This is a genomic window from Mesorhizobium sp. M7A.F.Ca.MR.148.00.0.0, assembly GCF_003997735.1.
Taxonomy (GTDB): Bacteria; Pseudomonadota; Alphaproteobacteria; order Rhizobiales; family Rhizobiaceae; genus Mesorhizobium.
Map to the genome: position 1 here is coordinate 22,211 of NZ_RZTB01000030.1, position 21,074 is coordinate 43,284.

The window sequence follows — 21,074 nt, forward strand, 5'->3', positions numbered from 1 at the left end:
TGCCAATCTCGACCCTTGCGGGGGAGATTGGCTGTCGCCCCCGTTCGCCAACTCCCAATCAGCCACAAAAAAGGCGGCGCCAGGTTTCCTGGCGCCGCCTTGATTTTTTGTTGCCTTAGCTAACCTTACGCCGCCGGCTGCGCCTCAATCGTGCGCAGCGCCTGGGTCTGGCGCTTGGCGGCGGCCTTGACCGCGTCCTGCACCTTCTCGAAGGCGCGCACCTCGATCTGGCGCACGCGCTCGCGGCTGATGTCGAACTCGGACGACAGCTCTTCCAGCGTCAGCGGCTCTTCGGCGAGGCGACGGGCCTCGAAGATGCGCCGCTCGCGCTCGTTGAGCACGGCAAGAGCGCCTGACAGCATGCCGCGCCGGTTTTCCAGCTCGTCCTGCTCGATCAGCATCTCTTCCTGGCTTTCGTGGTCGTCGACCAGCCAGTCCTGCCATTCGCCGGATTCGCCTTCGCTGGCCCGGATCGGGGCGTTGAGCGAGGCGTCGCCGGACAGGCGGCGGTTCATCGACACCACTTCGGCTTCGGAAACGTTCAGCCTTGTGGCGATCTCGGTGATCTGGTCGGGCTTCAAGTCGCCGTCGTCGAGCGCCTGGATCTTGCCCTTCACCTTGCGCAGGTTGAAGAACAGGCGCTTCTGGTTGGCGGTCGTGCCCATCTTGACCAGGCTCCACGAGCGCAGGATGTACTCCTGGATTGAGGCCTTGATCCACCACATGGCGTAGGTCGCGAGGCGGAAGCCGCGCTCGGGTTCGAATTTCTTGACGGCCTGCATCAGGCCGACATTGCCTTCCGAGATCACTTCGCCGATCGGCAGGCCATAGCCGCGGTAGCCCATGGCGATCTTGGCGACGAGCCTGAGGTGGCTGGTGACGAGCTTGTGCGCAGCGGAGGTGTCTTCATGCTCGGCGTAACGCTTGGCGAGCATGTACTCTTCCTGCGGCTGCAGCATGGGAAAGCGGCGGATTTCTTCCAGGTAGCGGCTGAGGCCGCCTTCGCCGGAAACGATACTGGGTAATGACTGGGCCATGATAGCGCCCCCTCTCTATTGGAGTGATGCCCCCGAAACGCGGCGGGCATGTGACGCGAGCACCAAAAGGCTCGCCCGCGACATCAGATCTTATACAGGAACAAAACCAGAAAAGACAGGCATTTGTTCAACACGAAACAGTGTGTCACGCTGAAGTGAACAATGCCGCTCAGGTTTTTCGGTGGCAGGTTCAGAGCTTGCGGAAACCGCTTACGAGTTCCTCCATGTCCCCCGGTATAGGCGCTTCGAACCTCACGGTTAGATGGGTAGTGGGATGGCGAAATGCAAGGAGCCAGGCATGCAAAGCCTGCCGGGGAAATGCCTTGACCTGGCTTTTCAGCGGTTCGGGCAGCCGGTTGGCCTTGGTGCGAAAGGCCATCCCGTAGTCGGGATCGCCGACCACCGGATGGCCGATGTGCGCCATGTGGACGCGGATCTGGTGGGTGCGGCCAGTTTCCAGCCGGCATTCGACCAGGCTGGCCGTGGCGAACTCCTGTTGGTTCTCGCCGAAGCGCTCCTGCACGGCGAAGTGGGTGACCGCATGGCGGGCGTCATCGCGTCCTTCCGGCACCACGGCACGGCGCACGCGGTCGGCGGCGCGGCCGAGCGGCGCGTCGACCCTTCCGGTCGGCCTCTGCGGTATAGCCCAGACCAGCGCCAGATAGGCACGTTCGAGATCGCCGGTCAGGCCGTGATCGGCGAAGGCTTCGGACAGCGACTTGTGGGCGCGGTCGGTCTTGGCGACCACCATGACGCCGCTGGTCTCCTTGTCGAGGCGGTGGACGATGCCTGGCCGCCGCACACCGCCGATTCCTGAAAGGCTGTCGCCGCAATGATGGATCAGCGCATTGACCAGCGTGCCGGTCCAGTTGCCCGCTCCGGGGTGCACGACAAGCCCGGCCGGCTTGTTGATGACGATCAGTTCGTCGTCCTCATAGAGTACATCGAGTGCGATGTTCTCGCCCTGCGGCTCCGCCGGCTCCGGCTCCGGCATGGTAACCGACACGCTCTCGCCCGGCGCCATCTTGCGCTTGGTCTCGTCGACGGGCTTGCCGTCGACCGAGACCGCGCCCTGCCTGATCAGCATCTGCACGCGGCTGCGTGACATGTCCGGGCCAAGGTTTGCGGCCAGCCACTGGTCGAGGCGCAGGCCGGCCGCATCCGCGCCCGCCACCAGCACTGTCGGTTCCGCCTCTATCAATTCAGGGGCCTCTTCGCTATGAGCGCTCATTGAAAAACCGTTCCGGAACTGTTTTGCCATGGCCAGCCCGATCGCCGAAGAAGACCAGGATAAGCCGCTCGACCCCGAGGTCGAAAAGGTGCGCAGGAAACTCGTCCGCTTCGTCGGGATCAATCTCGGCCTGCTGTTCCTCGCCCTTATGGTGGTGATCGGCGCCCTTGTCTACAAAGCGCGCAATGCACCGCCGGCGAACCCGCCGCTGGCCGGCGATATCCAGACACCCGCCGGCGAACCGGTCAACGGCGACATCGTGCTGCCGGTCGGCGCCACGGTGGTCAGCCAGTCGCTGTCCGGCAATCGTGTCTCGATCGACGCCGAGCTTGCCGATGGCAGCCGCACGATCTTCGTCTACGACATCACCGAGCGACGCCTGATCGGCCGCTTTGCGATCCGCAACAAGTGACCGAGCCGCAACGATGAGCGGCAGGCCAATGAGCAAGCCTCAGGCATGAGCGGGTTCGCCGAGCATCGCCGCATCGCCACGGTCGCCCTGGTCGTCGCCAATTATGACGAGGCGATTGCCTGGTATGTCGAGCGGCTGGGCTTCCTGCTCGTCGAAAATGTCGATCTCGGCGGCGGCAAGCGCTGGATCACGGTCGCGCCGGCCAACGGTCAGGGCGCCAGGCTGCTTCTGGCCGAAGCGTCCGACGAGGCGCAAAGGCAGAGCATCGGCAACCAGACCGGCGGGCGTGTCTTCCTGTTCCTGGAAACCGACGACTTTGCCCGCGACCATGCGGCGATGCTGGAGAAGGGCGTCGAATTCCGCGAAGCACCGCGCTTCGAGCCCTATGGCACGGTGGCGGTTTTCGCCGATCTGCATGGGAATCTCTGGGATTTGATCGAACCAAAACGATAGGCTGACGGCCGGCTTTTCCTCGGCAAGGGAAAGCGGCCTAAGCCCAGTTGCTTTTTCCCAGCGCTCAGCCTATATCGCCGGTTCTTGAACGCGCCCATCGTCTAGCGGTCAGGACACCGCCCTCTCACGGCGGGAACAGGGGTTCGATTCCCCTTGGGCGTACCAAGTTTTTCGACAAATTTGCAGGATGCCGTCGATTTCGTTTCTGAAGTCGACGACCCTCGATACTGGCCTTCATTTCATTCGTCTGGCAAATGTTAACGGACCCGAAACCGAGAACCTTAACGCCCCCGCAACTCACGGCGATATATTAGTTGTCGCTTTAGTAGCTGTAGGAGGTCGACATGAAGAAAATAGCCTGTCGTTTCGCTTGGGACGAGTCGGGCGCGACCGCGATCGAGTATGGCTTGATCGCGGCTCTTATCGCGCTGGCGATCATCACCGGCGCCGGGGCGCTGGGCAATTCGCTCAACGGGATCTTCACGAACGTCGGCACTACGGTCAACAGCGGCGGCTCGTAAGTCGGTACCTCAATTCGGTCGGCCGTCGGCCGGATCGTCGACCCTCAGCCTCCAAAAGCGTAGCGTGTACGCCCTTCCGATGTCCGGCATCGGAAATGCGGACGGCGCACTCTCAATCATTCGGCTTATCCGTTGCGTCGCTGCGTTCGTCGCTTCTGGCGCCGTGGGGCTGTTTGCATTAGCATCACGTCACGGATCCTGAAGCACGGTTCCAGCGGCGCACAGAACGCCGGATGTCGGGCAGATTCGCCGACCAGTTGATGCCGTGGGGGAGGAAGGCCAATGCAGAAGCTGCAGTCGCAGGGCGTTCATCACATCACGCTGGTCGGCGCCGGGCGCCAGACCTCTATCGATTTCTGGGAAGGCGTGCTCGGCATGCCGTTCGTCTTCGAACAGCCCAACCTCGACAAGCCGAGGGAAAGCCATCTCTATTTCGATCCCGGCGACGGCCGGCTGATCACCATCTTCACCGACGAGAGCCGCACACCGGAGAAACGGCGCACGCCGACCGATCCGGGCTGTGTCCACCACATCGCCTTTTCGGTGTCGCGCGTCACCTTCCTGCAGGCGGTCTCCCGGCTTGACGAGCGCGGCATCAAGCACAGCGGCGTCAAGGATCGCGGTTTCATGGATTCGATCTATTTCGAGGATCCGCTCGGCCTGCTGATCGAACTGGCGTCCTACCGCTTCGAACCGCCAGCGGGCTTCACCCACGCCGATGTGCTGATGGAAGCGCACAGGCTGCGGGTCGCGCGCGGCGACTACAACATCGCCGAAGTGCATCTCGCCGATGCGATCCAGGCGCTCGTCGAGCGTTCCCGCGCCACCTTGTCGGACGATCGGGCGCCGAAGAACCCATACTGAACAGACCAGAGGGAGGAACAAGATGGCCAAGACAGCGACGAAGACTGCCGGGAAATCCGCGGCGAAAGCTGCGGCAAAGCCAAAAGCCAAGGCGGCCGCCAAGCCTGCGGTGAAGGCGACGGCAAAAGCCGCGCCCAAGGCCAAGCCGGCCAAGAAGCCGGCGTTGAAGCTCAGCATGCTGAAGCCCAGCGTCAACAACATGACCGTGCGGGTGTTTGCGCGCGCGGCCGGTTTCGACCATGCCGAGACCGATGCCTGGGGCCACACCCGTTCGCCGGAGTTCATGGCGCGAAATCCCGCCCATTTGACACCGATGATCGAGGACAAGGGCCTTCCCAGAGGCGTGTTGTGGGAAAGTTGCGCCATCATGCAGTATCTCGCCAACAAGCACGGGCTGGAGAAGTTCTATCCGAAGGCGCCGGCCAAGCGGGCGATGGTCGACAGTGCCATGTTCTACCTGATCGGTACGCTCTACCCTTATGTGGCGCGCGCCACCTATCCGGCGCTCGGCTTCCCACAATATGCCGGCGAGGTCGGCCACAGCGACGCGCACCCCGACAGGAAGTCGGAGGCCCAGAAGGCGGCGATGGCGGCGATCGCCGAGCCGCTCGAAGTGTTTCACAGCTTCTTCAGGGACGGCAAGCCGTTCATCGGCGGCAAGAACCCGTCGATCGCCGATATCCGCCTGGCGGCGACGCTCGAATTCCTGGCCGTCGTCGACTATGCCTTGCCCAAGTGGGCGAAGGACTATGTGGCGGCGATCGAGAAGACGCTCGGCAAGGCCTATAGCGAGCCGGCCGGCGATGTGCGCGGCTACATCGCCCATGTGAAGTCGCAGGCCAAGGCATGAGGTTAAGGATACGTTAACCAAAGCCCTGTCTACTGCAGGCAATTCGCTTTCGGCCCGCGACCACGGATGTACTGGCGCAGAACGTCGTAGCGATAGGAAAGGTCGGCGCAATGCCGGCCTTTTTGCTTTCGCACGCCATCGCCAAGTGCGAACTGGCACGCAGGCCTCGTCCAGTGTCGCTTTTTTGGCGTCAACTTTTTTCGAGAGATATTGTCATTGCCGGCGTTGGCCCTACCATCCATCTCGGCAGTCCGGCATGGATTGTCGGTCAGGCATGAGACGAGGGCTGGCGATGAAAAGCGTTGCGAGACGGATTGCGGTTGCGGGCGTGATGCCGGCGGCCGCTGTCCATGCTTCGAGTGCAGCCGAACTCAACACGATGGACGATGTCGGAGCAGCGATCCAGGCATGCTGGACACCGCCGGCGGACGCCGGGACCGCCAGCGTCACCTTGAGCTTCAGCTTCGAGCGGGATGGCACGCTGATCGGCCCGCCGAGGCCGACGGCCATCAAGGTGAATGGTGATGCTAAGGCGAAAAAAACGTTTGTCGATGCCGCGACAGATGCCCTGCGGAATTGCCTGCCCCTGACCTTTTCACCGAAGCTGGCGCAAGGGATCGCCGGCAACGTGTTCACATTGCAATTCGCTTCTCCAAAGTAGGCGCCCGCAGCGGCTCAGTGGTGACTGCGCCTTGCCTCGGCATGCCGGGCAAGATCGGGCGTCTCGAAGACGTAGTCGCTCCAGGCTGATTCAGGAACCTGGCCGGCCAGATAGCATTCCAGCAACAGGCTTTGCTCGGGATTGAGTGGCCTTGGCGCGCGCTGGTCCAGCCCCAGCGAGTGAAACAGGTTTCTTGTCAGGTCGGAGACGGTGAAGTGGATCGACATCTGCGTTCTCCTTTTGGTCCTTCAACGCGGAAGACCGGGCAAAGGTTTCGAACGCATGGCGATAATGGCGCATTGATCTCGGTCCGTTGCGCTGCAGGTCCTCGGCGATGGTCAGGCTTGCGCTTTCTTTCGAGGTTCGTCTCAATCTTGAAATAAAAATGTAATATCGAATTTACATGAGGTGACGTAGTACAATAGACAATAGGTCCTTCAGGTTGAAATTCTTTAGATTATTAGAAACTACTCATGTAGCTAGATCTTGCTGAAGTCATGGAACCTAAATTCAGGTTCTCCGCAAAAAGGACCAAGTTGTCCCGATGATCCGTTTCTGGCCTTCCATGGTGATCGCATTTATTTCGCTGGCCGCAGTTTTGTTCGGTACGCTTTCGTCCTACGCGGACAGCTGCGGCGCGATCAGAAGCCAGTTGCTTTCGGCTGGCCGCAGCGGCGGGGCGAGCCCGGAGCTTGCCCAGTTGCGCCGGCAACTTGCAGCCATCCAGACTATCGAGAGACAGCGCCAGTGCACGGCGAAGAGTTCGCTTGGTGGTCTCTTCAACGCTTGCGCCGATCTCGCCAGGAGCCGCTCGGATGTGCAGCGCCGGATTGCTGCCGCTGGGAATTCGGGCCGCGACACAGCGGGCCTGCAGGCGCGCCTCGTCGCGCTTGGCTGTGCGCCTTCGGCAAAGCAACGGCCTGTGCGCGCCGCGCCCAGCACCCAATCGGCGAGCACCACGTTCGCCGGCAATGCGATGCTGTTTTGCGTGCGTCTGTCGGACGGATATTTCTTCCCGGCGCCAAAGTCGCAATTCGCCGCCAGCGGCGATCTGAAGGAGACGGTCGATCAATGCCGTTACATCTGCGATGACCCCGGCGTCGACCTCTACACGTTGAACGACGCCAGCCTCGAAACCGACCAGATGGCCGCGCTCGACACGCGCAAACCCTATACCGAGCTGCCGGCAGCCTTCAGATATCGCGATGATGCGAATTTCAAGGCATGCGACGTCAAGCGCTACTACCAGCGGGTCACCGAACTGCGAGCCAGGACCGTGACGCCCGCCAACATGCGCAACGCCATTATTCCGCTGCCGACGGCGAAGCCGGATCTCGGCACGGTTGCGGCCGTCCCCGGGATCGATGCCGAAGCCCCAGGTGCCGCCCAGCACCTTTCGATCGAGGCCGGCGAGCGGCCGGTGCGCTTGGTCGGCCCGGCATTTTTCCCGGCCGAATGATCGCCGGTCTTCCCCGATTTGCGATCACCGGCGGCGGCGTGCCTGCTGCTATGCGGCTGCGCGATCCGTCTGGAACAGAGGGGCGCTCACGGCGTTGTGATCGACATCAGCCGGGAGGAACGCCATGGCTACGTTCAGGGAAATGCGGGTGCTGAAGATCGTCGAAGACGACTCGCTGACCACCGAACAGAAAATCGCCGAACTGCGCGAGATCGAATCCGAGGCGCGTGGGTTGCAGCGGGCTGCCTCGGAGGGTCCAATGGACGACGATGACGGTTGGCAGGAAGATCTGCGTCAGGTTCGTCTTGCACTCGACAAACTCGGAGCGAAGGAGCCGAAAAAAGGCGCTGCTTCCCTGTGAAGGCCGGTTCGCCGAGCTATCCGCGGATCGCGTTTGTTTGACCGAATCCCGCTTTTAAGACCAAGCTCCAATCTAATCGCAGACCATGCGAGCTCTCTTGCCAGGCTCGCTGACGTTCCTGCAGGTCAGCGACTTCGCCGGCGCCGATAGGGACGCCGACGCAGGCAACCTCGTATGGTGCCGTTTCGGTGCGGCATGGCTGACCTTGCGCTCGGAAAAACGCCGGGGTGGCTGCGGCGCCACCGGAAAAGCGCCGCTTTCGACCTCGGATTGGCCGTAGTCGACATTCGGTGGCGGCCGATCCCAGATGCGCCGGACATCGAGCGGTCTCGGGATGACGACCGTGCCGTCATAACTGCGCGAGCAACCGCCGCCGAAAAGCAGCGCCAGCCCCATGAAAAAAGGCACAATCCGTCCAAGCATCAGCAATACCCCTGCCGTTGCTTATATAGCGGGTTCGACCCCGCCGACAACCGGGCGGAATGAAGCTAACTGACCGTTAAGGTTAGCGGATCCTTAATGCTTCTCGGGCACATTTTGCCGACGAACCGCGGAGGAGGGTTCGGCTTTGGTTTTCGGGGTGGGGACGGCATGGCGGAAGCGAACGAAACAATCAGCGCGCGCGGCAAGCGCGCGCCTCGCAGATCCACAGCGCATGGCGATGATGCATCATCGTCCGCCTCTTGCATGGATTCGAACGATGCGCTTCGCCAACTCGTCAAAGCCGGTTCCGACTGGGTCTGGGAGACCGACGCCGAACTGCGCTTCTCCTGGCTCTCGCAAAATTACCAGGCAGCCACCGGCATCGATCCGGCAAACGTGCTTGGCCGGTTCCGCTTCGACTTCCTCAATCAGGTCCTGAACGGCGATCGTAGTGGCGCCGCGCATTTGGAGGATCTGCAGGCGCACCGGCCTTTTCGCGACTTCGTCTACGAACTCAAGGGTGGCAGCGCCGACTGTCGCTGGGTCTTGACATCAGGCTTTCCGAAGTTCGACGACGAAGGAAGATTTGCCGGCTATCGCGGAATCGGCCGCAACGTCCCGGCATTGGCCGGCGCCTTCAAAGGTCCGGGGCAGGAACCATCGGCCGACGGCGAGCCCGACCAGCATCTGGCCGACCTCGAGCGGACGATGGACGCCATGCACATGGGCGTCGTGCTCCTCGACGCCAGGCTCGACACGCTGATCGTCAACAAGGCCTATCGCGACCTCTCGAGGATTCCGGACGGCGCTGTCGGCGTCGGCGCTCCGTTCAGCCTGTTGATGGAACTCAACCGCCGCAGCGGCATCTATGGCGACATCGACGAACGGCAATGGCAGCGCTACCTTGCCACTCGTCTCGAGGAGATTCGCGCCGGATCCGTCGCGCCGCGCGAATTTGTCCATGCCAATGGCAGGACGATGATGTTCTCGGTGACGGCGCTGTCAGGCGGCAAGCGGCTGTTGACCTATTATGAGGTCACCGAGATCAAGCAACGCGATGCGGAGATCAAAAGCGCGAACGCCAAGATCGCCGAGACCTTCGCCAGTCTCCGCACCATGGTCGACCAGATGCCGATCGGTGTCCTCGTCCTCGACGCCGATATGCGCACCGAGATCATCAACCGTGCTTTCTATGATTTCTGGCAGATCGACGCCCGGCGCGCCGAGATCGGCTGCAGCTTCCGCGATCTGATGGACGCCAGCCGCGACATCGATCCGTTTGGTGCCGACGATGCATCATGGCAGGGGCATGTCGCAGAGCGCGAGGCGGAAATCAGGGCCGGGATCGCCGCCTCGCGGCAGTTCCCGCGCAATGACGGCCGCACCCTGATATCGTCGATGGCGCCGCTGGCCGGCGGCAAGCGGCTGATCTCCTATGTCGACGTCACCGACATGAAGGACCGGGAGGCCGAACTTGCCGACGCGCTGGAGAAGGCGCGGCTGGCGGAGGCGGTGATCAACGCCGTCAAGGATCCGATCTTCGTCAAGGACGACCATCTGCGCTTCGTCTTCGTCAACGAGGCGTTCGCGGCCCTGTTTGGCCAGACGCCGCAAGCCATGCTCGGCAAACCCGGCGGCGATTTCCTCCCAGCGAACGCTGTCGCGCTTTTCGAGCAGAGCGAAGGTGAGGTCCTTGCGACCGGGCGGCCGTACGAAGTGGAAGAGAATTTCGAGGTCGATGGCGCCAGCCGATCGCGTATCGTCAGGAAGAGCCGCGTCGGCATGGCCAGCGGCCGCAACTATGTTGCCGGCTTCCTGTTCGATATTTCCGAAATGAAGCGCCGCGAGACGGAAGCGCAGGATGCGCGCAAGCATCTCGCCAGCGTGCTGGAATCCTTGCCGGCCGCCGTGATCATCTACGATCGCGACGACAGGTTCGTTTTCGCCAACCGCAAGATCCAGGATACGCTGCCGGCCTTGAAGCCGGCATGGCAGCCCGGCTGCACATTCCGCGAGGCACTCGTTCTGGGCCATGCGAACGGCTATTTCCGCGACAGCGGCGATCCACAAGTCGACCAGCTCTACGACAGCGACCATGACCGCTGGCTGGATGCGATCCTCGCCCGCTACCGCTTGCCCAATTCCTGCTACGAGCGTCATAACCCCGACGGCCGCTGGTACCAGGTCTACGACATGCGGACCGATGATGGCACCTTCATCGGTGTTCGCGTCGACATCTCCGAGATCAAGAGCCGCGAGGCGGCATTGCGCGATTCGATGCGCCAGATCGACCTGTTCCGGCACGTGATGGACGAGTTGCCGGTGGCCGCCTTCATCAAGGCGCAGGACCTGAGCATAGAATTCGTCAACAAGGCCTGGTGCGCGATCACCGGCTTGGCCAAGGAGGATGTCATCGGCCGCACCGACCGGCAGTTGTTCGGTGCGCAGGACGCCGATGGCTACAGCCATGACGACACGCAAGTCGCCGTGACGGGCGACGTCAGGGAGGTCGAGGAACCCGTCACCCATCGCGACGGCACGGTTCGGCAGTTGATGACGCGCAAGAGCCGCCTGGTGACGCTGGACGGGTCGGTGCATCTGGTCGGTTCGAGCACCGACATCACCGACGTCAAGGCGCGCGAGCGTGCGCTGGAAGAAAGCATGCGCGAGAACGAGGTGTTCCGCAGCCTGATCGACAACGTGCCGGTATCGATCTACGCCAAGCGCTCCGATCTCCGGCAGTTCTATGTCAACAAGGGCTGGTCCGATCTCACGGGCTTCAGCAAGGAAGAGGCTATCGGCAAGACCGACATCGAGATTTTCGGGCCGGATGGCGAGGCTTTCGTCAATGGCGACCTCGCCGTGCTGCGCACCGGCGAAACCCAGGAGGTCGAAGAGACGGTAACGTTGGCCGACGGCAGCGTCAGGCATCAATTCGCCCGCAAGGGCGCGATGATCGCCTCCGACGGCTCGCTCTATCTGATCGGCTCGACCACCGACATCACCGAGCTGAAGATGCGAGAGGCCGAACTGCGCGAAGCGCGTCAGCGCGCCGTGCTCGCCGACCGCGCCAAGTCGGAATTCCTCGCCAATATGAGCCATGAGATCCGCACGCCGATGAACGGCGTGCTCGGCATGGCCGAACTGCTGGCCAAATCGGACCTCGACCCGAAGCAGAAGACGTTCACCGACATCATCGTGAAATCGGGCAATGCGCTGCTCACCATCATCAACGACATACTGGACTTCTCCAAGATCGATGCCGGTCAGCTGGTGCTCGATCCGGCGCCCTTCAATCTGGCCGAGGCGATCGAGGATGTGGCGACACTGGTGTCGACACGAGCCAAGGAAAAAGACCTCGAGCTGATCGTGCGTGTTGAACCTCGGCTCGAGAGCCTGTTCGTCGGCGATGTCGGCCGTATCAGACAGATCGTCACCAACCTGCTCGGCAACGCGGTGAAATTCACCGATGAAGGCCATGTGCTGGTCGACGTCACCGGCGAGAGGGTTCCGACCGGAACGAAGCTGACGATCTCGGTCACCGATACCGGTATCGGTATCCCCGAGGAAAAACTGAAACTGGTGTTCGAGAAATTCAGCCAGGTCGACACCTCTTCGACGAGGCGGCACGAGGGAACCGGCCTCGGTCTTGCCATCACCTCACGGCTCGTCGAGCTGATGGGCGGCGATATCGGTGTCGAAAGTGCGGAAGGCAAGGGCTCGACCTTCTGGTTCACGGTGACGCTGCCGAGGGCCGGACAGCAGAACGGACAGCGCATCATGCCGATCGACGTGACCGGTGCGCGTGTACTGATCGTCGACGACAATGCCGTCAATCGGGCCATCCTGACCGAACAGATGACATCGTGGACGTTCGATTCCTGCGCGGCCGAAAGCGGCGCCGAAGGCCTCAAGGTGCTGATCGCCGCCGCTGCATATGGTGTCCCGGTCGACTGCGTCGTGCTCGACTACCAGATGCCTGGAATGAGCGGCGCCGAAATGGCGCGGATCGTGCGCAGCACCGCCGGCCTTGCCGGCACGCCGATCATCATGCTGACCTCGGTCGACCAGTCGCTCGCCAACACCAGCTATCGCGATCTTGGCATCGATGCCCAGCTGATCAAGCCGGCGCGCTCCTCGGTGCTGCTGGAAACGCTGGTCGCCACCATCCAGCGGCATCGCCACAACGCGAGCGGCAGCGACGCGCAGCCGCTCGCAGCCGACGTCGCTGCGAGTTATGTGATGCCGACGCAGCCCTCGGCGCCGTCCGAACAGCGGGCGCTGCTGCAGCCGCCCTCAATTCGCCCCCGGCCACCGGTGGCGGCTGGCGGCGACAGGCTGGATATCCTGGTGGCCGAGGACAATGAGGTGAACCAGATGGTGTTCACCCAGATCCTCGGCGAGACCGGTTATGGTTTCGAGATCGTCGGCAATGGCCGCAAGGCGCTCGACGCCTTCGGCCGGCTCAACCCGTGCATGATCCTGATGGATGTCTCCATGCCGGAGATGAACGGTCTCGAAGCAACCGCCGCCATTCGCCGGCTGGAGGAAGAAACCGGCACGCATGTGCCGATCGTCGGCGTCACCGCGCATGCGCTGAAGGGCGACCGCGAGCGCTGCCTGGAGGCAGGCATGGACGACTATCTGCCCAAGCCGATCAGTCCCCGGGCGTTGCTCGAGAAGGTCGAGCGCTGGGTCGGCGCCAGCCGGCAGGCGCAGCGCAACGCCGGGTAAGGCCGGCTCTGCCCGAGTACCGGGAATACGGCGAAGATTCGCGCCCCTGTCAGCGGCCAAGACTATGGTGCGATCGCACCATATGAAAGGCGGCATCCAGCCGAGACAATGGCGACATTCGAATTCCGCTCTTCCCAGTTACGGGCGGGAGCAGCGACCGCCGGCATGAGACAGCGTCAACCTACCCCAACGGACCTGTTTTCGGCGATGGCCCGGCCACGACACCGTCTGGCTGAGAGCAACGCGCTCCCGTCCGGCTTTTCTTCATAAAGGCCGGCTGATCCCCAAATCGCCGGCCAGCCTCGACCGAATCGAGCAAGTCCCTGATTCCGGTGACAAAGCGGGGCTGCGTCGGGAGTGCCGGCCAGGCGGCATTCTGCTCATCCCGATGACGCGTTACCGGGGTGACATCAAACTGTCATGCGACTGTTATAATCGAAGGCTATTGGCCTCAGCGGGCGCCGACTGACGAGCGCCGAGAGACCATCTTCCGAACAGGAGCAGGCCACATGAAGAAATTCCTCTATACGGCGTCGGCCGCTGCGCTTGCGCTCGCCGCGACGTCCGGCTTCGCCGCCGCGCGCGACCAGATCCAGGTCGCCGGATCATCGACCGTGTTACCCTATGCCAAGATCGTCGCCGAGCAGTTCGGCGAAACATTCACCAACTTCAAGACCCCGGTCGTCGAATCCGGCGGCAGCGGCGCCGGCATCAAGGAATTCTGCAAGGGCGTCGGCGAAGACACCATCGACATCGCCAACTCGTCGCGTCCGATCAAGGCGGACGAACTCAAGTCCTGCGCCGACGCCGGCGTGAAGGAAGTCCAGGAAGTCCGGATCGGCTATGACGGCATCGTCTTCGCCACCGACATCAAGGGCCCGGATTGGGCGCTGGTTCCCGCCGACATCTACAAGGCGCTGGCGGCCAAGCTGGTCGTCGACGGCAAGCTCGTCGACAATCCGAACACCAAGTGGAGCCAGGTCAATCCGAAGCTGCCCGACTGGGACATCGCCGCCTATATTCCGGGCGAAAAGCACGGCACGCGCGAAGTGTTCGAGACCAAGCTTCTCGATGCCGGCTGTGACAAGGCTGCTCTCAAGGCCGCCGGCATTGCCGACGACAAGGAAATCGGCAAAACCTGCATCGCCATCCGCAAGGACGGCAAGGCCGTCGACATCGATGGCGACTATACCGAGACGCTCGCCCGCATCGACTCCAACAAGACCGGCGTCGGCGTGTTTGGCCTCGCCTTCTATGAGAACAATGCCGACAAGCTGAAGGTCGCCACCGTGGAAGACGTCGTGCCTTCGACCGAGACGATCGCCAGCGGCAAGTATCCCGTCTCGCGCCCGCTGTTCTTCTACGTCAAGAAGGCGCATCTGGGCGTCGTTCCCGGCCTCAAGGAATATGTCGAGTTCTTCCTTGACGACCAGATGGTTGGCCCGGAAAGCCCGCTCGCCGAATACGGCCTCGTTGCTGCTCCGGATGCCGAGCGTCAGGCCCAGCGTGACGCTTTCGCCGCCGGAAAGTCGATGTAATCAGCTGCCGAACCGGGGTGCGGGCCAAATCCCGCGCCCCGGTTTCATCGCAGGCCGCAATGGCGGCTGCGTAAGAATTTCTCTTGGGGTGGGTCCATGTCGTCCTTGCTCGTACTGGCCATCGTCGTTGCCGTCGGCCTGGTTGCCTTTTTCATCGGTCGGCAACGTGCCGCGGCCCAGGACAATGGCAAGGTCAAGCCGCATTCGCGCGCCCACTATCATGGCTGGTGGGCCTTCCTGCTCGCCGTTCTGCCTGCTCTTTTGCTGCTTGCCGTCTGGACCGTCGGGTCTTCCGTCTATCTTGACCGACACATTCACACTGCCTTGCCCGAGCGCACCGTCGACAGCAAGGTTGCCAGTGAGGCACTGGATGTCAGCCTCGTAAAGAGCCTCGCCAGGGGCCTGCGCAAACTCGATGCAGGCACACTGGCCGCAATGCCTGCCAGCTTTGCCGAGCTGCAGCCGCTGCTCGCCGCCAAGGGTGTGGCACTGGCGAGCGACACGCAGGATTACATGATCCCGATCGCCGTCGAGGCGAACAAGGTCCAGGACCGGCTCGGCCTGTTCGGCGCCATTGTCATTCTCGTTTCCTCGATCGCCGGCGCCGTCTATGCGCTCAGGCAGATCGAGCCGCGCGCCAGGGCACGCAACAATGTCGAGAGGCTGATGCTGTGGGGGCTGCTTGCCGCCTCCACCATCGCCATCCTGACAACCATCGGCATCGTGCTTTCGATGCTGTTCCAGACGATCACCTTCTTCGAAAGCGTCTCGCCGATGAGTTTCTTCTTCGGCACCGTCTGGGATCCGCGTTTTGCCGCTGCCGGTTCGGGCGGCAGCCAGGGCCAATTCGGCCTGATCCCGCTTCTTGCGGGCACGCTCTACATCGCCGCCGTCGCGCTGCTGGTTGCGGTGCCGGTCGGGCTGATGTCGGCTGTCTACATGGCCGAATATGCAACGCCCAAGGTGCGCTCGGTGGTCAAGCCGGCGCTTGAACTGCTGGCCGGCATACCGACCATCGTCTACGGCATCTTCGCCGTCGTCACGCTTGGGCCGTTCCTGCGCGACCTGTCCGCGGCGCTGACCGGCGGTTCGCCCTTCATCCAGGGCCAGAGCATCTTCACCGCCGGCCTGGTCATGGGCGTCATGCTGATCCCGGTCGTGTCCTCTCTTTCGGACGACATCATAACCGCGGTGCCGCGCGCCATGCGCGACGGGTCGCTTGGCCTCGGCGCGACCCGCTCCGAGACGATCAAGCGGGTGATCCTGCCGGCTGCACTGCCCGGCATCGTCGGCGCCATCCTGCTGACCGCCTCGCGCGCCATCGGCGAAACGATGATTGTCGTGCTGGCGGCGGGCGTCGCCGCCAACCTCACCATCAACCCGTTCGAGGCGATGACGACCATCACCGTCAAGATCGTCAACCAGCTCACCGGCGACCTCGAGTTCAATTCGCCGCAGACGCTGGTCGCCTTCGCACTCGGCCTGACGCTGTTCGCGCTGACGTTGGTGATGAACATCGTCGCGCTCTACATCGTGCGCAAATATCGGGAGCAGTACGAATGACCGACATTTCCATGGATACGATGGTCAGGGCGGCGGCCCATCCGCGCCGCGACATCGGCCTGAAGGCCCGTTACGCCGCCGAACGCCGTTTCCGCATCTATGGCGTCGTGGCGATTTCCGTAGGCCTGGCGTTCCTGGCAATCATGCTGATCACCATCGTCTCGAAAGGCTACACCGCCTTCTGGCAGACGACGGTATCACTGCCGATCTCGTTCGACGAGAAGGTGATCGATCCTTCCGGCAAGCGTGCAACCGATCCGAGCGTTCTGATCAAGGCAAATTATCCCAGGCTCGCCGAAAACGCGCTTGTGGCCAAGCTCGGCATCTCTCCTGATGACAAGCCGATGATCCAGAAGCTCAAGGGCTTCCTGTCGGAAGGCGCCCGCGTCCAGTTGCGCGACATCGTTGCCGCCGATCCGTCCGTGATCGGCACGACACGCAACGTCAACATCCTCGCCGCCGCCAATCTCGACTCGGCTTTCAAGGGCCAGATCGACCTCAGTGTCGAGGAAGCGCGACGCAAGGTCTCGGACCAGCAGATCACCTGGATGAACAAGCTCAAGGCCGAGGGCGCGATGGCCGAGCACTTCAACAGCGGCCTGTTCACCTACGGCGCCTCCAGCCGCCCGGAAACCTCGGGTATGGGCGTGGCGATCATCGGCTCGTTTTATATGATGGTGATCGTGTTGCTCCTGGCGCTGCCGATCGGCGTCGCCGCCTCCATCTATCTGGAAGAGTTCGCCAAGAAGAACCGTTTCACCGACCTTATCGAGGTCAACATCAACAATCTGGCAGCGGTGCCGTCAATCGTCTTCGGCTTGCTCGGCCTCGCGGTGTTCATCAATTTCCTGGGCATGCCGCGCTCCGCCGCTTTCGTCGGCGGCCTGGTGCTGACACTGATGACGCTGCCGACGATCATCATCGCGACGCGCGCTGCACTTGCCGCGGTGCCGCCGTCGATCCGCTCGGCGGCTCTCGGTCTTGGCGCCTCCAAGATGCAGATGGTGTTCCAGCACATCCTGCCGCTTGCCGCACCCGGCATCCTCACCGGCACCATCATCGGTCTAGCGCGTGCGCTCGGTGAAACCGCGCCCCTGCTGCTAATCGGCATGGTCGCCTTCGTCGCCGATCCACCGACGACGCCTTTCGATCCGGCCACCGCGCTGCCGGTGCAGATCTATATGTGGGCGAACGAGGCCGAACGCGCCTTCGTCGAGCGCATGTCGGGCGCGATCATCATCCTGCTCGTCTTCCTCATGGCCATGAACATCACCGCGATCGTGCTTCGGCGTCGGTTCGAGCGGCGCTGGTAGAAAAAAGGCATTTTGGTATGAACATCATGACCGAACAGTCCCTTGAAAATGCAGTGGGCGATAAGATGAACGCCAAGTCGAACGAAGTGATCAAAATGCGCGGCGACAAGGTCGGCGTGTTCTATGGCGAGAAGCAGGCGCTGTTCGATGTCAATCTCGACGTCCGCCTGAATCAGGTGACGGCGCTGATCGGCCCCTCCGGCTGCGGCAAGTCGACCTTCCTGCGTTGCCTCAACCGCATGAACGACACCATCGATTCCGCGCGGGTAACCGGCAAGATAACGCTCGACGAAGAAGACATCTACGACAAGAACATCGATGTCGTCGAACTCAGGGCGCGCGTCGGCATGGTGTTTCAGAAACCCAATCCGTTCCCCAAGTCGATCTACGAGAACGTCGCCTATGGCCCGCGCATCCACGGATTGGCCAAGCGCAAGGCCGACATGGATCAGATCGTCGAGTCGAGCTTGAAGAAGGCGGCGATCTGGAACGAGGTGAAGGACCGTTTGCAGGAACCTGGCACGGGTCTTTCCGGTGGCCAGCAGCAGCGTCTGTGCATTGCACGCGCCATCGCCGTGTCACCCGAGGTGATCCTGATGGACGAACCGTGTTCGGCGCTCGACCCGATCGCCACTGCTCGCGTCGAGGAACTGATCGACGAACTGCGCCAAAACTATACGATCGTCATCGTCACCCATTCGATGCAGCAGGCAGCGCGCGTGTCGCAGCGCACCGCGATGTTCCATCTAGGCTATCTGGTCGAGGAGGGCGCCACCGACAAGATGTTCACCACCCCCGACGACAAACGCACCCAGGACTACATCACCGGCCGGTTCGGCTGAGCTCAGGCATATGAGGGACGAAGATCATGGGTGAACATACCGTTGCATCTTTCGATGAGGATCTGGAGCAGATCAGCCAGCTGATCCGCGACATGGGCGATCTCGCCCGCTCGATGGTCAGTGGCTCGACCAAGGCTTTGCTCAATTCGGACAATGCGCTGGCGCAGCGCGTGGTTTCCGATGATGCCATCATGGATGCGCGCCAGCGCGAGCTGGACGATCGCGCCATCACGCTGATCGCCAAGCGCCAGCCAATGGCCAACGACCTGCGTGCGGTGGTCGGTTCGATCCGCATGGCCGGCGACCTCGAGCGCATCGGTGACCTTGCCAAGAACATCGCCAAGCGCGTCGGCACTGTCGGGCTGAGCGTTACGCCGCACGACCTTTCGCATTCGATCGACGCGATGGCGCAGCTGGTGCTGATCCAGGTGCAGGGGGTCGTCGACGAGTATGCCGCCGCTGACGCGGCTGCGCTTGCCACGCTCAGAAACAATGATGAACGCATCGACGTCAAATACACCTCGGTGTTCCGCGAGCTGCTGACCTACATGATGGAAGATCCCCGCAACATCACGGCGTGCACGCACCTGTTGTTTTGCGCCAAGAACCTCGAGCGGATCGGCGACCACGTGACCAACATCGCCGAAAATGCCTACTATGTTTTGACCGGCACGCAGCTGCCAGCCAATCGTCCGAAGCAGGACGAGACGGCAATGTCCGCGCCAGCGGCATAACAGGGGTGACCAGCCGATGATCGCACCACGCATCATGGTGGTGGAGGATGAGGAGCCGCTAGGCGTGCTGCTCCGCTACAATCTTGAATCCGAAGGTTACCAGGTCGAGGTGGTGACGCGCGGCGATGAGGCCGAAATCCGGCTGCAGGAGAACGTTCCCGATCTTCTGGTGCTCGACTGGATGGTGCCTGCGGTTTCGGGCATCGAACTCTGCCGGCGCCTGCGAATGCGTCCCGAGACCGAGCGGCTGCCGATCATCATGCTGACCGCGCGAGGCGAGGAAAGCGACCGCGTGCGCGGCCTGTCGACCGGCGCCGACGACTATCTGGTCAAGCCCTTCTCGACGCCGGAGTTCATGGCCAGGGTCAAGGCGCTGCTGCGCCGGGCCAAGCCGGAAGTGCTGTCCAGCGTGCTAAAGGTCGGCGATATCGTGCTCGATCGCGAGTCGCACCGTGTCTATCGCAAGAAGAGCGAGATCCGGCTTGGGCCGACGGAATTCCGCCTGCTCGAATTCATGATGCGCCATCCAGGCCGCGTGTTCTCGCGCAGCCAGCTGCTCGACAATGTCTGGGGCGAGACGATCTACATCGACGAGCGCACAGTCGACGTGCATGTCGGCCGGCTGCGCAAGGCGGTCAACAATGGCCGTATGCCTGATGTCATCCGCACGATCCGTGGGGCCGGATACGCCATCCGAGAGGACTGAACTCCCTCGTTTGAACTCACGCCACGTTCTTGCCGCCGAAACCGGATCTCGCCTGCACGCCCGGCGCAAAAATCTCCTGATCGACGAAGATCAGCGCCCGCATGGCGCAGCCTTCGCGGATCAGCGGCAGTTCGTTCGGCTCGGTGTCGAAGGAAATCGATTTGGAATGCTGGCCGCCGGCGGTCTGGGCAATCGCTTGCCGCAATGCCGGCTCGATCAGGTCGAAGGCGGCGGCGCTGACACCGACCATGGCGACCGGCGCCGGATCGATCAGCGCGAACAGGCTGCCGAGGCCGTAGCCGAGCGCTTCGCCGGCCTTGCGATAGGCTTCCCGTTCGGGTCCGTCACCTTCGCGGGCCGCGGCAGCCAGGGCGCGCATGTCGGCGTCGCTGACATCGGCAACGGGTTCTGCATCCTCGCCCATCTGCCTGGCGTTGCGCCATATGGCGTAATTGCCCGCATAGGCTTCGACGCAGCCGCGCCGTCCGCAGCGACATAGCGCGCCGTTCGGCCGATGGATCATGTGGCCGAATTCGCCGCCCGAAGAATGGGTGCCGGTGAACAATTCGCCCTTCAGCACCAGTCCCATGCCGATGCCGTGCGACAAAAGGATAGCGATGAAATCGTCGCGGTAACGATCGGGGTCGCGCCAGCGCAGCGCCACCGCCATCATGTTGCAGTCGTTCTCCATTATGGCAGGGATGCCGAACTCGTCTTCGAATATGTCAGCGAAGGCGATGTCGGTGTGCGGCGTGATCGGCGACCACAGCATGGCGCGGGCACGGGTGTCGGTGATGCCCTGGATGGCCAGCGCGATGCGGGCGATGCTGCGCACGTCCAGGTCGGGATCTGCCAGGCGGCGCCGCACGATGGCCGTGCATTCCCCGATCAGCGACTCGCGCGACATCGTCAGCGTGTCCAGCCGGCGCTGTTCCTCGGATATTACCTGGCCGGCATAGTCGATGACGGCGACGGAGAGGAAGTTCAGCGACAGCACCACGGTCATTACCGCGGCCGCTTCCGGATTGAGACTGAGGCCGACCTGCGGCCGGCCGCGTTTGAGCGAGCCGGCCTCGCTCGGCTTGCTTTCGGTCAGGATGCCTTCGACGATCAGGTCGGATGAAATCGCCGAGATGGTCGAATGGCTGAGGCTTGTGGTCGCGGCGATCTCGGTTCGCGACGGCTGTCCGGCGCGGCGCACTGCCGCGATCACCATGGCGCGGTTGCGGCGGCGCAGATCGTCGTGGCGGATTCCGACCGACATGTTCTTTCATATCCTCCCGGCCGCCGCGGTTCCTCCTGCCCATGGAACGCTGTCGGTGACGCCGGTAAATACTGGCAGAAGCTGCAGGCCGTGTCATTTATTTATTCC

General features: G+C 62.6%; 20 protein-coding genes and 1 tRNA gene. 16 read left to right on the forward strand and 5 right to left on the reverse strand.

Annotation, left to right across the window (positions count from 1 at the left end; all coding sequences use genetic code 11):
* Nucleotides 1-125: 125 nt before the first annotated feature.
* Both rpoH and EOB49_RS14365 read right to left on the reverse strand, forming a co-directional pair.
* A complete protein-coding gene (gene rpoH / locus EOB49_RS14360) occupies nt 126-1,037 on the reverse strand; it encodes an RNA polymerase sigma factor RpoH (protein WP_127268033.1) in 912 nt (303 codons plus the stop codon).
* Nucleotides 1,038-1,227: 190 nt separating this feature from the next.
* Nucleotides 1,228-2,268, reverse strand: a complete 1,041-nt coding sequence (locus tag EOB49_RS14365) for an RluA family pseudouridine synthase (protein ID WP_127381340.1) — start codon at nt 2,266-2,268, stop codon at nt 1,228-1,230.
* 28 nt (nt 2,269-2,296) lie between these two features.
* On the opposite strand from EOB49_RS14365, the gene EOB49_RS14370 reads away from it, so the two are divergent.
* The 7 genes from EOB49_RS14370 to EOB49_RS14400 all read left to right on the forward strand — a co-directional run bounded on the left by EOB49_RS14370 (nt 2,297) and on the right by EOB49_RS14400 (nt 6,029).
* Entirely contained in the window at nt 2,297-2,680 is a 384-nt protein-coding gene (locus EOB49_RS14370) for a fimbrial protein (RefSeq protein WP_127268031.1), read from the forward strand.
* A 45-nt stretch (nt 2,681-2,725) separates the two neighbouring features.
* Entirely contained in the window at nt 2,726-3,133 is a 408-nt protein-coding gene (locus tag EOB49_RS14375) for a VOC family protein (RefSeq protein ID WP_127320619.1), read from the forward strand.
* 90 nt (nt 3,134-3,223) lie between these two features.
* Nucleotides 3,224-3,298, forward strand: a tRNA-Glu gene (locus tag EOB49_RS14380).
* A gap of 179 nt (nt 3,299-3,477) precedes the next feature.
* Nucleotides 3,478-3,654, forward strand: a complete 177-nt coding sequence (locus EOB49_RS14385) for a Flp family type IVb pilin (protein ID WP_127381341.1) — start codon at nt 3,478-3,480, stop codon at nt 3,652-3,654.
* Between the two features lie 282 nt (nt 3,655-3,936).
* Nucleotides 3,937-4,518, forward strand: coding sequence for a VOC family protein (locus EOB49_RS14390; RefSeq protein ID WP_127381342.1), 582 nt, complete (start codon nt 3,937-3,939; stop codon nt 4,516-4,518).
* Between the two features lie 22 nt (nt 4,519-4,540).
* Complete coding sequence (locus tag EOB49_RS14395; RefSeq protein ID WP_127320621.1) at nt 4,541-5,368, forward strand: glutathione S-transferase family protein; 828 nt, start codon at nt 4,541-4,543, stop codon at nt 5,366-5,368.
* Nucleotides 5,369-5,699: 331 nt separating this feature from the next.
* Nucleotides 5,700-6,029: a hypothetical protein gene (locus tag EOB49_RS14400; RefSeq protein WP_245472699.1), complete on the forward strand. Its 330-nt coding sequence runs from the start codon at nt 5,700-5,702 to the stop codon at nt 6,027-6,029.
* Nucleotides 6,030-6,043: 14 nt separating this feature from the next.
* Here the strand turns inward: EOB49_RS14400 and EOB49_RS14405 are convergent, their stop codons facing one another.
* The gene (locus EOB49_RS14405) at nt 6,044-6,256 is read right to left on the reverse strand and encodes a hypothetical protein (RefSeq protein ID WP_023810978.1); all 213 of its coding nucleotides are present in this window, start codon (nt 6,254-6,256) and stop codon (nt 6,044-6,046) included.
* Nucleotides 6,257-6,573: 317 nt separating this feature from the next.
* Between EOB49_RS14405 and EOB49_RS14410 the strand changes: the two genes are divergently transcribed.
* Both EOB49_RS14410 and EOB49_RS14415 read left to right on the forward strand, forming a co-directional pair.
* A complete protein-coding gene (locus tag EOB49_RS14410; protein ID WP_127381344.1) occupies nt 6,574-7,488 on the forward strand; it encodes a DUF2865 domain-containing protein in 915 nt (304 codons plus the stop codon).
* Between the two features lie 124 nt (nt 7,489-7,612).
* Entirely contained in the window at nt 7,613-7,849 is a 237-nt protein-coding gene (locus tag EOB49_RS14415; protein WP_127381345.1) for a hypothetical protein, read from the forward strand.
* 72 nt (nt 7,850-7,921) lie between these two features.
* Here EOB49_RS14415 and EOB49_RS14420 read toward each other — a convergent pair whose 3' ends face one another.
* Nucleotides 7,922-8,272, reverse strand: a complete 351-nt coding sequence (locus EOB49_RS14420; protein WP_127322873.1) for a hypothetical protein — start codon at nt 8,270-8,272, stop codon at nt 7,922-7,924.
* A gap of 168 nt (nt 8,273-8,440) precedes the next feature.
* Here EOB49_RS14420 and EOB49_RS14425 point away from each other — a divergent pair, with 168 nt between their 5' ends.
* From EOB49_RS14425 to phoB, 7 genes are all read left to right on the forward strand, one after another.
* Nucleotides 8,441-13,006 (forward strand): PAS domain-containing protein, encoded by a 4,566-nt coding sequence (locus EOB49_RS14425; protein WP_164781674.1) that lies wholly within the window; start codon nt 8,441-8,443, stop codon nt 13,004-13,006.
* Nucleotides 13,007-13,515: 509 nt separating this feature from the next.
* Nucleotides 13,516-14,544, forward strand: coding sequence for a substrate-binding domain-containing protein (locus EOB49_RS14430; RefSeq protein ID WP_127271977.1), 1,029 nt, complete (start codon nt 13,516-13,518; stop codon nt 14,542-14,544).
* 96 nt (nt 14,545-14,640) lie between these two features.
* Nucleotides 14,641-16,107 carry a phosphate ABC transporter permease subunit PstC gene (gene pstC, locus EOB49_RS14435; RefSeq protein WP_127321968.1) on the forward strand — a complete coding sequence of 489 codons (1,467 nt, stop codon included), beginning with the start codon at nt 14,641-14,643 and terminating at the stop codon, nt 16,105-16,107.
* Entirely contained in the window at nt 16,104-17,420 is a 1,317-nt protein-coding gene (pstA, locus tag EOB49_RS14440) for a phosphate ABC transporter permease PstA (RefSeq protein WP_127330389.1), read from the forward strand. The genes pstC and pstA overlap by 4 nt, the downstream gene beginning before the upstream one ends.
* Before the next feature lie 17 nt (nt 17,421-17,437).
* The gene (pstB, locus tag EOB49_RS14445) at nt 17,438-18,262 is read left to right on the forward strand and encodes a phosphate ABC transporter ATP-binding protein PstB (RefSeq protein WP_127267721.1); all 825 of its coding nucleotides are present in this window, start codon (nt 17,438-17,440) and stop codon (nt 18,260-18,262) included.
* Between the two features lie 26 nt (nt 18,263-18,288).
* Nucleotides 18,289-18,996 (forward strand): phosphate signaling complex protein PhoU, encoded by a 708-nt coding sequence (gene phoU / locus EOB49_RS14450; protein ID WP_127267720.1) that lies wholly within the window; start codon nt 18,289-18,291, stop codon nt 18,994-18,996.
* A gap of 16 nt (nt 18,997-19,012) precedes the next feature.
* Entirely contained in the window at nt 19,013-19,702 is a 690-nt protein-coding gene (gene phoB, locus EOB49_RS14455; RefSeq protein WP_010911896.1) for a phosphate regulon transcriptional regulator PhoB, read from the forward strand.
* A gap of 16 nt (nt 19,703-19,718) precedes the next feature.
* Here the strand turns inward: phoB and EOB49_RS14460 are convergent, their stop codons facing one another.
* Nucleotides 19,719-20,966 (reverse strand): ROK family protein, encoded by a 1,248-nt coding sequence (locus tag EOB49_RS14460; protein ID WP_127267719.1) that lies wholly within the window; start codon nt 20,964-20,966, stop codon nt 19,719-19,721.
* Nucleotides 20,967-21,074: the final 108 nt, after the last annotated feature.

Bases quoted from the DNA above. Each gene is read 5' to 3' on its own strand.
- phoB (WP_010911896.1), top strand. From the start codon at position 19,013: ATGATCGCACCACGCATCATGGTGGTGGAGGATGAGGAGCCGCTAGGC.
- EOB49_RS14365 (WP_127381340.1), bottom strand. From the start codon at position 2,268: ATGAGCGCTCATAGCGAAGAGGCCCCTGAATTGATAGAGGCGGAACCG.
- EOB49_RS14375 (WP_127320619.1), top strand. From the start codon at position 2,726: ATGAGCGGGTTCGCCGAGCATCGCCGCATCGCCACGGTCGCCCTGGTC.
- pstA (WP_127330389.1), top strand. From the start codon at position 16,104: ATGACCGACATTTCCATGGATACGATGGTCAGGGCGGCGGCCCATCCG.
- EOB49_RS14425 (WP_164781674.1), top strand. From the start codon at position 8,441: ATGGCGGAAGCGAACGAAACAATCAGCGCGCGCGGCAAGCGCGCGCCT.
- EOB49_RS14460 (WP_127267719.1), bottom strand. From the start codon at position 20,966: ATGTCGGTCGGAATCCGCCACGACGATCTGCGCCGCCGCAACCGCGCC.
- pstB (WP_127267721.1), top strand. From the start codon at position 17,438: ATGAACATCATGACCGAACAGTCCCTTGAAAATGCAGTGGGCGATAAG.
- pstC (WP_127321968.1), top strand. From the start codon at position 14,641: ATGTCGTCCTTGCTCGTACTGGCCATCGTCGTTGCCGTCGGCCTGGTT.
- EOB49_RS14410 (WP_127381344.1), top strand. From the start codon at position 6,574: ATGATCCGTTTCTGGCCTTCCATGGTGATCGCATTTATTTCGCTGGCC.
- rpoH (WP_127268033.1), bottom strand. From the start codon at position 1,037: ATGGCCCAGTCATTACCCAGTATCGTTTCCGGCGAAGGCGGCCTCAGC.
- phoU (WP_127267720.1), top strand. From the start codon at position 18,289: ATGGGTGAACATACCGTTGCATCTTTCGATGAGGATCTGGAGCAGATC.
- EOB49_RS14385 (WP_127381341.1), top strand. From the start codon at position 3,478: ATGAAGAAAATAGCCTGTCGTTTCGCTTGGGACGAGTCGGGCGCGACC.
- EOB49_RS14390 (WP_127381342.1), top strand. From the start codon at position 3,937: ATGCAGAAGCTGCAGTCGCAGGGCGTTCATCACATCACGCTGGTCGGC.
- EOB49_RS14370 (WP_127268031.1), top strand. From the start codon at position 2,297: ATGGCCAGCCCGATCGCCGAAGAAGACCAGGATAAGCCGCTCGACCCC.
- EOB49_RS14430 (WP_127271977.1), top strand. From the start codon at position 13,516: ATGAAGAAATTCCTCTATACGGCGTCGGCCGCTGCGCTTGCGCTCGCC.
- EOB49_RS14405 (WP_023810978.1), bottom strand. From the start codon at position 6,256: ATGTCGATCCACTTCACCGTCTCCGACCTGACAAGAAACCTGTTTCAC.
- EOB49_RS14415 (WP_127381345.1), top strand. From the start codon at position 7,613: ATGGCTACGTTCAGGGAAATGCGGGTGCTGAAGATCGTCGAAGACGAC.
- EOB49_RS14420 (WP_127322873.1), bottom strand. From the start codon at position 8,272: ATGCTTGGACGGATTGTGCCTTTTTTCATGGGGCTGGCGCTGCTTTTC.
- EOB49_RS14395 (WP_127320621.1), top strand. From the start codon at position 4,541: ATGGCCAAGACAGCGACGAAGACTGCCGGGAAATCCGCGGCGAAAGCT.
- EOB49_RS14400 (WP_245472699.1), top strand. From the start codon at position 5,700: ATGCCGGCGGCCGCTGTCCATGCTTCGAGTGCAGCCGAACTCAACACG.